Here is a 13,213-nt window from a genome sequence, read left to right on the forward strand (position 1 = left end):
TTTCTGCTCGCTGCGGGCCAGCAGCAGCACCGCGCCGCCATCGCGCAGACAATGCCCTATCTCACCGCAGCACCGCACAGGCTCAACTGGACGGGCTTTACCTTGCTGGGCGCGAACATGATCTTCGGCATGTTCCGCTTTGGGCCGGCATTCGGTTTACTGGTCTGGGTCCTGACCCTTTCGATTGCAGCATTTTTTGTCGCTGTGACCATGACTGTGATTCTCAGCATGTATAAGCGGCGCACCCGCAGGCGAAATGCGCTAGTCGGTGATGACTAGTCCAATCGAATTTTAATCCAGTGGCTATTGCCAGATATCCGCAATAGGACTCGCTCCACGCGATAGATTTCAAGCGCGAAAAAAGTCTTCAAAGATGGATGCGCAGGGACGAGTTTCGCTTCGGCCTCCGAAAGACAGTGGAATCAGGCTTTTCGCAATTCACATGCAAAAGCCATTACAATGCGACCCTATAAATCAAACGGGCGCCTTCAAGTTTGTCACCCCGTGCACCGCTTGCGCTAAACCATAGGCGACATTCGATTGCACGTTCTTATTAAAACTTTGTCTCTGCAAGTCCTTCCGTGCACACACATACTGCACACGCCGCCTCGTAAGGCATTGGAAGCAATCGTTAGTCTTCATCATCCATCAGGAGCACCGCGCAAAACTTATATAATTGATTTTCTTTCATATTTCTTAGGCGGCAACAGGTTCGGCAGACTCCTTCCCGCACACATATAGACGAATTTGCGCAGCTTTAAACCGGTTTCGATTGCTCATTGCACATGGTGCGCACAGGAAACCGGTTACAATCAACAAGCTTCCTTCGCGGTTTCGGCGCGTCCGGAAACGCCGACAAGACAGGCGGATGCTCCAAGCCGCCGGGTTACAACAAGCCGGAAACGCCCAGATAGCCGCCAAAGGCGAAAAACCCTGCGCCGGTCAAGCGCAATTGCATTCGCGATTGCGGCGGAGATTTCAAGGTGAGCGCCGGAATCATAATCAGCATCGCACCTTTCAACGCGGTCGCCGCGACGGTCAGCGTCACGGCGATCTCAAGCGGCGATGACCAGCGAAAATGCAGCAAAAGACCCAACCCGCCGATCAAAAAATGGACCATGCCGGAAAGATTGATGAGGACGGGATTTGACTTCGCCCCCATGCCCGTCATGCGCTCATAAAATTGCATGGAGATGATCATCCCCAGACCCGTGACGATCAGATACGCGCCGGCGAGCGTTGCGATTGTGTGGGTTGTCTCCATGATGCTCGCATCCTTTTTCATCGCTACAATATCTACGGTCGAGAACCTTATCCGATGTGGCGTACAAAATACCGCATCCCGCCCATGGCTTATGCGGCGCCTTTCTAATCGTCTTGCGCACGGCAGGTCTGAAGAAAGACAAGTATTCGCTGATGCGCGTCAATGGCTTGCGGCGCCGGCCAGCTAGCGGGCAAATGGCCGCCGCCATCGTAAATGGCGAGTTCGACTTTCTTTGACCGCCGCCGCAATGCGGCGAAAAGCTTTCCGGCCTCGGCATATCCGAACTCATCCGCGCTCCCCTGCACGATCAGCACCGGCGTATCAATTTTATCCGCATGAAAATATGGCGAATTCTCAATATATCGCTCACGCGCAGACCACAGATCGGCGCCGAGGCGCGGCTGGCCGCGCTCTATCCAATTGCTGCGGTCAAGCGCAGCGTCGCCGCGCAAGGCGACAGCCCCATAGGCGCCGGCGAGGTCATAGGTGCCGCTGCTCAACAACGCCGCACAAAACAGATCAGTACTCGCCACGACGCCTGCAGCGGCAAGTGCGCCGAAAGACTGGCCACGCAACGCCACACGGTCGATATCGATGAAACCCAGTTCCGCCGCCTTGCCTATTTGCGGCAGCAACTGCCGGGTGATCTCTTCCATCAGATCGGCTTTTCGCCCGGATGGCCCGAGGTCAATATCGGGAAGGACAAGCGCGTACCCGTGACTGGAATAGGCACTTGCCGGAACACCGAAAACGGGCGCGCCGAACTGATTGAGGAACCGCGAAAGGTCGGTGCCGGGATAGAGCCAGACAATGGCCGGCGGGGGCCCGTCTGAAGGCTCGTTGTTTTTAGGCGCGATGACCACGCTGCGCGCTATTCTGGTTCCGCCATTATAGTCCGGCACGGTCGTTTCGAAGAATTGAAACTCCTGTTTTGCAGCCGCAATTAACGCGGGCTCATGTTGCGTCAATCGGCGTTTGCGTTCGAACCCTGGCGTCAGTTCATAAATATCCGGCGGCGTATCGAAACTTTCATAGCGCGCGAAAAGCTGGTCATTATGGACGAACAAAGGGTTCAACTGCGCGCGCTCACGCCAGAGAAGCTCGCCGCCGCCATCATCAAGCGACAGGCGAAGAACCGCCGGAATGCCGGTTTTGTTATGTCGTCCGACAACCGTGATTGTTTCCGCAACCGGTTGCCACGCGGCGCCGTTCTCATCCGTTACAACTGATCCGAATGTGTATTCCTTGACGTCGATCGGTTCTGACAAACCCGCTACATCGGCTGCGGGAACGCGGCGGAGGGCGAACCCTCCCCCTTCCGGCGGCCGGCTTATGCTGAAAAAATCGTTCCCGCTTGCGCTATAGAAAAATGCAACAACCGGGCCCTGCTGCGCCGATTGCGGTATTTTCCGGCGCAACACGGAACCGGTCGACTGAATTTCAATGCGCCGCAGCCCCCCGTCGATCCGATATGCAAGCTCATCGCGGTCCGGCGCCCATTTATAGTAGGCGCCGTAATCATTTCCCTGCAACGCCAGACCTTCCGCCACCAGAAAAGCCCTGTCCGGGTCATCTGCCGGCGCAATCAGCAGGTCCATCTTCAATCCGGCGCCCTTGTCGGGCGCCAGGTAAGGCACGGTCAGGTAAGAAACGAACCGGCCCGATGGCGATAGCTGAAAATAAGACTGTGGCGAACGCTTTGAGCCAGCGGATGCAATCACTTTCAGGGAACCGCGCCGCACATTGATTGCGGCGATGTCCGCGCCATACAACGCGCGCATCAGTTCATTTTCAGGCGGTTCTGAAAAATCCTGCGTCGCGGTTTCCGTCTTCGGCTCATCAAAGCCGCTGCGATAGACGTTCACCCCCTCACCGGCATCGCGCTCCATAGCTGTAGCCGGTTGTGTTTTCTCGGGCTTATCCGGCGCCAGCGCCGCATAGATAAATCGTCCGTCAGCGCTCCATCGAATGGCATCCCACGGCCAGATAGCGGGTTTCAGCACCGCCTCGCTTATTCGGCGGCAACGGTCCTTTTTACGATCATAAAGCCAGGCCTGTGGCGCGCCTTTCGCGTCTGAATAAAACGCCAGATACCGCCCGTCAGGTGACCAGGAAGGGCGCCAGGCATTGCCGGATATGTTGCAAAACGCCGCCCGATCCCCGGTATCAGTCTCAATAAGCGCGATACTGGAACCATTAATATTCGCAGGCGTTCCGCTAGGCTGAAACCGCCCGTCACCGGGCGCATGGGCCGGATTGCTCTGCCTGACCACATAAGCGAGATACGCTCCGTCCGGGGACAGAACCAATGACCCGGCATCATCAGTTGGAACATCGCGGGTGAAAAGCTGCTGAACGATCCCCCCTTTACCGGAACCGGCCCATGCAGGAAGCGCGCAAAGAGTTGAGGTCCAAAGCAACAGGATTAACAGCGCTCGCTGCGTCATCTACAACACCTTGCGACGGAGATTTCTCGCCATGAAACAAGCACGCCGGTTCCTCAAAAAGCAAAACCGGCGCACTTGCATTCAGTCCCGATAAACGGGCCTCACCATTGTTTTGTCACAGAAAACGAAACGAAACGGCCGAGCGCGGTCGCATTGTCGCTGTCGAAATTATAACCGCGTCCGAGAAAGAAACTGTCGACGAGGGGTGGATCCTGGTCAAAAACATTGATCGCACTCACCGCGAGACGCAAACCGCCCAGAAGATCGCCTTCGGCCGGCGCAAGCGTGTAGGCAAGAGTGAGATCAACGGTCGTCCATGACGCAATATCCGGAGCGGGCGTGAAGCGATCATCTTGATATCCGTTGGCGTAATTCACGAACATGTTCGCTGCAAAACCGTCATTGGCCCAGGCAAGGCCTCCCCGCAATCGCAGGTCAATTGGATTACTCACCGAGTTGAGCTTGTCGACAGAGGAACTGCCCGCGAATGGCTGCTCAGTGTTCTTCAGCATATAGGCGCCATTCAACGAGCCGACAAAACTCCCGAGACCGGTTTCGAACCTGTAGGACGCATTCCAGTCAATACCGCTCGTCTGCGTCATCGACAGATTTCTAAGGCGGCTGTCAAAGAAGAACTCGGCATCTTCTGGGTCTGCGGTCCCTCCAGTAAAGTCAATGGAATTTGGCAAGGACATCAGATAGGCCATGAGCGTCGGGTCCGGATTATCGAAAAACACCGGCGCGTAGAGCGGGTTGAAGAGGTCGAACCCGGCGACCACATCTGAAATCCGGTTGTTGTACCGAATATTGTAGTAGGTAAGGCCCAGTCGTAGTCCAGGCGCATAGTCAGGTTTGAAATCAACCCCTGCCGTCCATGTCCGCGCCGTTTCCGGTTGAAGGTCGCCATTATTGCCAAATGCAAGCACGACAAGCGGATTGGGGCCCATCGGCATCGCCGGGTTGGGAACGAGATCAAGCAGGAATCCTTGCGTGTTGTTTTCGATCAGCTCGCTGAATAGCGGAGCCCGGAACGAGTTGTCATAGCTCGCCCGAAAATTCACTCCCTTTGCGGGAGACCAGAGCACGCCGACCTTAGGATCAAGCGTCGACCCGAAGTCGCTATACTCTTCATAACGGCCCGCGACATTGAATTCAAGGCGCTCGATGCCGGGAATGCGGTTCTCCTCGCTGATCAAGGGAATGAAAGCCTCAGCATAACCAGCGAAGATGTTGCGCTCGCTTTCAGCCATAAATGTCGGGCTGTCATCCCGGTAGATTTCATTACGATAATGGCCGCCAAAGGCTAGTTTCACCTCACCGCCATGAATCTCAAACAAGGTTCCGCTAGTCTTGGCGTCAAACATAAGCGTGCGCGCCACGGTGTCATTATTGCCATAGCTTGTGGTCATGGTCAGCAAATCATCGCTGTTTTCAACGGAGTGATTTCGGCTCATGGAACCGGTGAAATCGGCACTCCACTCCGGCGACAGATCCACGCCAATACCCGCCGTCGCGCCATATTGCGTGGATTCACCAAAAGACCGGCGCGAGGTGGTCGCCGTTGTGCCATGCCTTGCGTTGTTCCGTTTGCTGAAAAATCCGTCCCCGAAAAGGCGGACATTTCGAGACAAATCCTGGGAAAAACTCGCAAAGACGCTATGGCGTTTTTGTTTAGGCATTAAATCGGAAGGGTCAAGCACGTCAGCCGTAAAGGACCGGTCTTCCGTATCAAGCGCCTCCCGGTTGTAATATTCATAGGTGATCAGCGCATTGCCATCCCTTCCGCCGGCAAGAGACCAGTTCGTTCCTAAGGTCTGACCAGCCTGAAACAGGGTGCTGTCGCCGGATGTGGCCGTGCCGTAACGCAAGCGCGTCTCTGCGCCTTCATAATCGTCGCGAAGAACGAAATTGACCACGCCCGCCACCGCGTCCGATCCATAAACCGCGGAAGCGCCGGCGGTGAGCACGTCTACGCGTTCAATGGCCGACAACGGAATAAGAGAAATGTCTGTAAACGATCCCCTGCCGGCGGCGGCGAAGCGGCGCCCGTTCAACAAAACAAGCGTTGAATCACTGCCGAGACCGCGTAGATTGACGCCGGTGCTGCTATTGAAATTCGCCGCCGCGCCATTGGCGCTTGTAATGGCGCCATCAGCATATTCCGTTGCGCCGCCGCCGAAATTTTGCGGCAGGGTTCGCAAAAATTCATGCGCTGTTGAATAACCGCTGCGGTCGATGTCTTGACGGTCAAATTGGATAAGCGGCGAGGAGTCCGGCTCCAGGCCGCGAATGTTCGAGCCGGTGACAATAATCTCGTCTTTTCCCTGAGCCTCGTCATTGGCTATTCCGGTTTGGGCCCCTTCCACGTCAGCCGTTCCAGAATTCGCCAAAGCCAGGCGAAAGGGTTTTGCACGCTCATCCTTGATGCTCGCAAGTTGTTTTGGCGATCCGACATAGAAAGTGCGCTCATTGACGCGGCGAAAGCCGAGCCCTGTTCCATCAAGAAGAAGCTCCAACGCTTCCTGTTTCGTATAGGCGCCGGCCAAATGGCGGCTCGTTATGTCGGCTGCATTATTTGCAACGGTCAGTATCTGGAAATCTGATTGTTGCGCGAGTTCGTTCAGCGCACCATCCAGGCTTTGCGCCTCTATATTGATCTCTATTGCTTGCGATTCTTCCGCCGCTGACGGCGTCGCAGCCGCCATCGCCGCGCCGAGCGCTATCAGGCTCACCGCATTTGTTTTCAGGATTTTTTTGATGATCGTTTTGTCCACTGCCCGGCCCCTCTAAAACTTTGTCTATGGGCATTCGCCCAATATTTGCGCGGGATTCTGCCCCGCATATTGGTAAAGACTGCTGCGAGCCGCGAAATGTGTATAAAAAAGGTTCTCGCTCGAACGCCTGACCTAAAAAAAGAATACACATTTTCGCCGGGGAGCAGTCTTTATACACGAAGCGATATGCAGATCGATTATATGAAAAACGGCGACAGCGGAATTAGGGCCTGAAATGCTTTTACTGCATGAGGGCAAGGAGTTTCACTCTGGCGGATGACCGGCATAAGGCAAAGGTGGCGATGGGACGACGCTCCCTGGAGCGGACGATTGATGAATATCGTCCGCAGCTTCACCGTTTCTTACGTTCAAAACTGGGGAATGAAGCCGATGTGGAAGACGTCGCACAAGAATCATTTCTGAGGTTGTTGCGCGTGGAAACGCCAGAGCTCATCAGCCGGCCCCAAGACTATCTTTTTCGCATCGCTTCGAATGTCGTGCATGATTTCTATCTGAAACGTTCACGCGAACCTGCGCTCATCGATAATGATGCAGCGGCCGACACAGGCGCAGATTCCGATGGTCACGCTTTTGAAGATGAGTTGAGGCGGCGCGAGATCTGCCGTGAGGTCGAGCGGTTAATCGCAGAATTGCCGGCCCTGCAGCAGGCGGCATTCGTTCTTAAAAAACGCGACGGGCTAAGCCATGCCGAAATCGCGGACCGGCTAGGCATTTCCGTTAATACGGCCCGAGCCTATGTAGCGCGCGCACTCGCCCATTGCCGCACGAATTGGAAGGCATAGGACAATGAATATTGCACCTCGTCGCGATAAGCGAATTATTGAAGAGGCCTCTCTCTGGGCGGCAAGGCTGGACGACGGCCCATTGCCGTCGGAGGAACTGGAACGATTGGCGACGTGGCTGCGCGAGTCGCCCCACCATGTGCGCGAACTCCTGATCACGAAAGCAATGCTTACGGATGCGGATGGCATTGATCCCGACAACCGCATCTCTGTTGACGCATTGCTTGACGATGCTGGCGCGGAGATCGTCGATTTACCGACGGCAACGCCAGCCACATACACGCAACAAGGCTGGCGTTCAAAACGGCTCTCTCGAGAACGCCTGGTCTATGCCGCACTCGCCGCTTCGTTCGCCGTCATCGCGGTCTCGGTATTATTTCTGTCCGCCAATAATCTTGGCGCCGGGCAGCCCCCTGATCATAACGGCGCGGTCGTCGCGACGACGCTCGGCGAACAACGCAGTCTGCCGCTTGACGACGGATCGATTATCCACCTCAACACAATGTCGAAAGTCCGGGTGCGCTATGAACAAAATGAGCGCGCCATTGACCTGATCGAGGGCGAAGCGCTTTTCGACGTCGCCCATGATCCTTTACGGCCTTTCCGCGTATATGCAGGCGGCGCCGTGGCTGAAGCGATCGGCACGCTATTTAACGTACATCTTGCAGGTGGAACTACGGAAGTGGCGGTGATTGAAGGAAAGGTCGCCCTCACAAGAAACGAAACAAGCAACAGCGTTTCACGATCGCCAGCCCCGGGCGTCATGCTGACGGCAGGCGAGAAAGCGACATCCGGCGCGTCAGAACCCCGAATAATAGACAATCTCAATGCGGTCAGCGCCTGGCGCGAACGAAAGATTATCTTCGAACAGGCGCCGCTTTCAGAGATCGCCGCAGAGTTCAACCGCTATAACCGCACAAGGATAGTCGTCGAAGAAGATGGTGTCGAAGGCCCGCGCTTTTCCGGGGTGTTTTCCGCCGACGATCCCGAAGCGTTTCTTACAACTGTCGCCCTTTCCGGCAGCGCGGAAATCACAAGGCGCAATTCGGAAAGAGTAGTCATTCGCGCAACCCAGCCGGGGGAATCGCAGCAATAGACGCCAACACAATTAGTTTCAAAAACAGGAAATGATCTGACATTCCGGCCCGGGAAAGGCAAAGAGGTGCGGCTCAAATCCGCTAATACCCGCCCCTACCCTGCACCAAGGTCCTCGCCTTCGGCGGTCTCATCCTGAAACCAGCTTCTGGGAAGCCGTCTTTGACGGGGCCAGACTTCATCAAGCGTGTCGGCCTCGTAAAGCCGCCCATTCTTCATGATGAAGCGAAGCGACAAGGTATTGCGAATGTCTTCCAGCGGGTTCTCGTCAAGGATCAACAGATCGGCGAATTTTCCGGGCTCAAGACTGCCAATATCATTCATGCGGCCGATCACTTCACTTGAACCTATGGTCGCGGCCATTAACACTTCATGCGGCGTGGCGCCGCCTGCGCCCAAGGCCTGCATCTCCCAGTGGTAGCCAAGGCCTTGCATGTTGCCGTGGCTACCGACGCCCACAAGGCCGCCCGCCCGTAATATGGCCAATGCATCTGCGGCGAATAAGGGGTAAGTTTGATATTCCGGCGGGCGCCAGCGAATGTTTCTCAGCTTGTCTGTGATGATGTGCTCTGGCATGAAGCGCCGCAGCTTTTCATCGAAATGATCGTAATCGCCGATCACCATATCGTCCCATGCGGGCGGACCGCCATAGCCCACAAGCAGCGTCGGCGTATAGGCGATCCGGCTTTTCGCATAGAGCTCAATGACGTCGCGGCGAAGCGGCGCGACCGGCAAGGTATGCTCATTGCCTGCAAAGCCGTCTATGGCGTGCGTCAGATTCAACCATAAATCGCTGGCGCCTTCGGTTGTCGGCATCATGCCAAGCTCAGCGGCGGCCTCAATCATATGCTGGCGCTGTTCGCGGCCGCCAACCATGTAGGACTTGATGTTTCGGGTACGATAATAATCGCGATACCGTGACAGAACATTCACGGCGTTTTCTTTGGAATCCATGCGGCTGTTTACAAAAACGCCCGGCCCCGTTGAGTAGGCCCGCGGGCCGATCATCAGCCCGGCGTCGATCATGTCCTGATAGGCGAAGACATCGGTGGTGAAGGGTTGCACATCGAGCCCCGAGGTAACCCCGTAAGCGAGATTGACCAGGAAGTTCCAGTGTCCCGGCTCCTGCAGTTTCCTTCGGACCTCGACCCAATGAGCATGCGTATCCACAAAACCCGGCAGGATATATTTTCCTTTGACGTTGCGGATCGCCGCACCCTCCGGAATATCAAGCTTGCCGCGTTTGCCGATGGCGGCGATGCGGTCATTCACGACAAGGACATCGGCGTTCTTGATGATCTCGTCGCCATTCATCGTGATCGCCGTCGCGCCGCGCAGCACGATTGCGCCGTCCGGTTTGTCTCGCGGCAATTCCAGCACGACCGGAACTGATTTTGCCTTGTCTTCCGCCTCACCGGGCTTCAATGAGAAAATGTCTTCAGCAGCGATCTCTCTATAGGTAGCGCCGACAGTCCAGTAGATCGTCTCACCATCCGCAGACCAGCCAAAAAAGTCGGCGCCGATGTCCGTCAGTTTCAACGCATTGGCGCCCGGTTTCGAGAGGTTAATGACCGGCGCATCACCGCTGCGCTGCGGCGAAACGGGCGCCAGATAAAGCTGCGACGCAGTCTTCACCAGCGCCAGATCACCACGAGGATTAAGCTTGAGATCGTCGACCGCAGCGTCTTGATCTGCGAAATACTGATTCCAGTTCTGAACAACAATCCTGACACGCGTCTTCATATCCGTTCCGTCAAGGCGAACCGACTTGGCGCCGTCCGGCGCATAAAAACGAATACGCGTTCCATCCGCACTCACTTGCGGCAGGCGTGCGCCGAAAGCGTGCGCCACGAGCGACGGCTCGCCGCCTTTGGCGGGCAGCAGAATGATGTCAGTCGGGCGCTCCGGCGAGATTTCGTATATTTTACGCAAGCGCTCATAGTGATTGGCGCGCATGGCGACAATCATGTCGCCTTTCGGTGAAAACACCGGATCGGAATAAAAATCCGCAAACTGCGTCACGCGCTGCGGCGCGCCGCCTTGGGCCGCGACCGTCCACACATGCCCTTTGTCCTCGGCGGACCAGGTGACATAGGTGATGCGCTTTCCATCCGGCGACCATGACGGTTGAAAAGCAGGCGTTTCCGGATCGCTGATCTTTCGCGGAGACGCCCCTTCGGCAAGGTCTTGTACGTAAATCGCGCCAAGCGCGGAAAACACAAGCGTCTTGCCGTCTGGCGACAGCTTCGTTTCTTCGATGACGCGAACGCGCACCGGACCGGTTTCTTCTGTTTGCTGAACGCGCGTGGCGGGGCCAAGCCCCAACATCACATGCGCGGAGAACGCAATATCGCTTACGGCCCCGTTCTCGATGGAAATACGATGAAACTTGCCGCCCGAGCTGAAGATAATTTCGCGATCATCCGGCGTAAAAACAAAGCGGGGGAAAAGGTCGGAATAATAGCCGCCCACCTGGCCATCATGGCCGACGGGAAGCGCAAGCCACCGGTCATCACCGGTTTCAAGGTCGCGCAGGCGCAGACCGGTTTGACTACCGTCACGGCTCGCATAGGCAAGATACCGCCCGTCATGAGAAAGGGCCGGCTTCATGCCCCCGCCGCCGACCGCAGCGACGATCAAATCCTCAACGCCAGTCTTCAAATCGCGGCGCGCAATCGCCCAATTGGGCGGGTCTTCATCCGTCCAGGTGGAGCCATGCTTGGTTGCATAATAGATAAAACGTCCGTCCGGCGATGCGACGGCGCCGAGCGCATTGTGACGCGCATCGAACCCTTCATGCCCTGACGGTTTGGCGTTGGTGATGCGTTCCTCCTCGCCGCCCTCTACGCTGAATTTGTAGAGCTCAAACGCCAGAATGTAATGTACGGCGCGCGAGACAAATACCGACCCGCCATCGGCGCTCCATGCTGGCGAGGCGAACAGCGTCGTCCCCTTGTCATGGGACAATTGCTTTAAACCGCCGCCATCCGCATTTGCGATCCAGAGATTGGAACTGCCTGACCGGTCGCTGATAAAAGCGAACTGTTTCCCGTCCGGCGAAAACACAGGATGCGTTTCAAAGGCGGCGCCTTGCAAAACTGGGCGCGCCTTGCCGCCAACAACATCAAGCGCGTAAATGTCGCCCAGAAGGTCGAACAGGATTGTCCGGCCATCCGGCGAGACATCCAGCGCCATCCATGTGCCTTCATCGACCTCAAAATCAAGGCTGCGTGGCATTTGAAGGGGCAAAGCCGTCCCATCGGCATCCGGGCCCAATGCGCGCGCACTCGACAGGGAAAATGCTGCGGCAGTCACAAGCAGCAGCAAAGGCAAGCAACGCCAGTTGAAAGAACCTCTTGTCATGCTGATGAACGCCGAAGATCGCATGGTCATGTTCTTACCTTTCATTGTGACCTGCTCTACTTGCACCGCCCGGTATGCGCCGCACCTCGCGAAGATAGGCGCTGGCGTCACGAGCAATTTCATTGGAAAAAATGTAAAGCCCGATGATGTTCGGGGCCGCAAGCAGGAAGAACAGGCTGTCGATTATGTTGACGGCGGTTGCGACATCCATCAGCGCGCCAAGCGGAAGAGAGCAACAGAAAAACAGCATATAGAGCCGCGACAGGATGCGCGAATTTCCGGCGAGATATTTCCACGCCTGCAAGGCGTAATATCCGGTCGCGATGATCGTTGAGAACGCGAACAGAAAAACGGCTGCCGCGAGCAGATAGGGAAACCACGCCGACACGGTTTCAAACGCCGCCGACGTCATGGCGATGTCATCGAGACCAAGCCGCCAGGCGCCGGTAGTGACAATCGCCAGCGCCGTCGCCGTGCAAATGACAACTGTGTCGATAAACGGCTCAAGCAGGGCGACGAAGCCTTCCGACGCCGGCGATCTCGTTTTCGCAATGGCATGCGCGATCGCCGACGATCCGATCCCCGCCTCGCTGGAATACACCGCACGCCGCATCCCCGCGACAAAGGCGCCAAGAACGCCGCCCTGAACGGAAGACGGGTTCATCGCTTCGCGGACTATAAGTTCAAGCGCGCCAGGAATCGCCTGGATATTCAGGGCGAGAATCAGCAACACACCGACAACGTAAAGACCGCCCATAAACGGGACGAGCGTTGAGGTGACGCGCGCTATCGATTTGACGCCGCCGATCAGCACCATCCCCGCTGCAAAGGCGATAACCAACCCATAAGCGAACGCCGCCCATTTGTTTTCGCCAAAGCCCATAATGACATTCAACTGGGCGTATGACTGATTGACCTGAATGATCTGAATGAATGCGAAGATGGCGAAAATCGCATAGATCCCGCCAAGCACTTTCCCAACTCTCGGCATGCCTCTCGACGCAAAGGCATTTCGCAATGTCCACATCGGCCCGCCAGTGTAACGGCCGTCTTCGGTCTTCTGCCGATATTTCACCGCAAGCGTCACCTCGGCGAATTTCAAACTCATGGCGAAAAAGCCGATGACAAACATCCAGAAAGCCGCGCCCGGCCCGCCTATGGAAATCGCGATGGCTACGCCCGCGATGTTTCCAAGACCAACGGTGCCGGACAAAGCAGTCGCCAGCGCCGCGCCTTGTGAAATTTCCCCGGGCGCAGACGGGTCCGCCCGCCGGCCGCGGACGATGTCTATGGCGACGCCAAACCCGCGCACATTCAAAAACCCAAGCCGGACGGTGAAAAACACCATCGCGAAAGCGAGCCACAGAACGATAAGTTGTATATCGACGCCGCCCAGCCGAACCGATGAAAAGACCACCTGCACCAGACTGGCGGAAAACTGTTCTATCGGTTCGAGCATCAGCGCTT

Annotated in this window: 8 protein-coding genes; 3 read left to right on the forward strand and 5 right to left on the reverse strand. The window is 56.4% G+C overall.

The genetic code is table 11. The features are described 5' to 3' along the window. The first annotated feature begins 51 nt into the window (after window positions 1-51). Entirely contained in the window at window positions 52-279 is a 228-nt protein-coding gene (locus AC0L8G_RS14705) for a hypothetical protein (RefSeq protein WP_473384929.1), read from the forward strand. Window positions 280-886: 607 nt separating this feature from the next. Here AC0L8G_RS14705 and AC0L8G_RS14710 read toward each other — a convergent pair. The 3 genes from AC0L8G_RS14710 to AC0L8G_RS14720 all read right to left on the reverse strand — a co-directional run bounded on the left by AC0L8G_RS14710 (window position 887) and on the right by AC0L8G_RS14720 (window position 6,485). Further along, window positions 887-1,264 (reverse strand): hypothetical protein, encoded by a 378-nt coding sequence (locus AC0L8G_RS14710; RefSeq protein ID WP_473384930.1) that lies wholly within the window; start codon window positions 1,262-1,264, stop codon window positions 887-889. Between the two features lie 104 nt (window positions 1,265-1,368). Beyond that, entirely contained in the window at window positions 1,369-3,711 is a 2,343-nt protein-coding gene (locus tag AC0L8G_RS14715; RefSeq protein ID WP_473384931.1) for a S9 family peptidase, read from the reverse strand. A gap of 101 nt (window positions 3,712-3,812) precedes the next feature. Next, entirely contained in the window at window positions 3,813-6,485 is a 2,673-nt protein-coding gene (locus AC0L8G_RS14720; protein WP_473384932.1) for a TonB-dependent receptor domain-containing protein, read from the reverse strand. A gap of 302 nt (window positions 6,486-6,787) precedes the next feature. Here AC0L8G_RS14720 and AC0L8G_RS14725 point away from each other — a divergent pair, with 302 nt between their 5' ends. Both AC0L8G_RS14725 and AC0L8G_RS14730 read left to right on the forward strand, forming a co-directional pair. Next, window positions 6,788-7,288 carry an RNA polymerase sigma factor gene (locus AC0L8G_RS14725; protein ID WP_473384933.1) on the forward strand — a complete coding sequence of 167 codons (501 nt, stop codon included), beginning with the start codon at window positions 6,788-6,790 and terminating at the stop codon, window positions 7,286-7,288. A 4-nt stretch (window positions 7,289-7,292) separates the two neighbouring features. Continuing rightward, entirely contained in the window at window positions 7,293-8,384 is a 1,092-nt protein-coding gene (locus AC0L8G_RS14730; RefSeq protein ID WP_473384934.1) for a FecR family protein, read from the forward strand. A gap of 95 nt (window positions 8,385-8,479) precedes the next feature. Here the strand turns inward: AC0L8G_RS14730 and AC0L8G_RS14735 are convergent, their stop codons facing one another. Both AC0L8G_RS14735 and AC0L8G_RS14740 read right to left on the reverse strand, forming a co-directional pair. Continuing rightward, complete coding sequence (locus tag AC0L8G_RS14735; protein ID WP_473384935.1) at window positions 8,480-11,620, reverse strand: amidohydrolase family protein; 3,141 nt, start codon at window positions 11,618-11,620, stop codon at window positions 8,480-8,482. 160 nt (window positions 11,621-11,780) lie between these two features. After that, window positions 11,781-13,205, reverse strand: coding sequence for an alanine/glycine:cation symporter family protein (locus AC0L8G_RS14740; protein WP_473384936.1), 1,425 nt, complete (start codon window positions 13,203-13,205; stop codon window positions 11,781-11,783). Window positions 13,206-13,213 lie beyond the last annotated feature (8 nt).

This window comes from Hyphococcus sp. D3-15 (assembly GCF_055809375.1).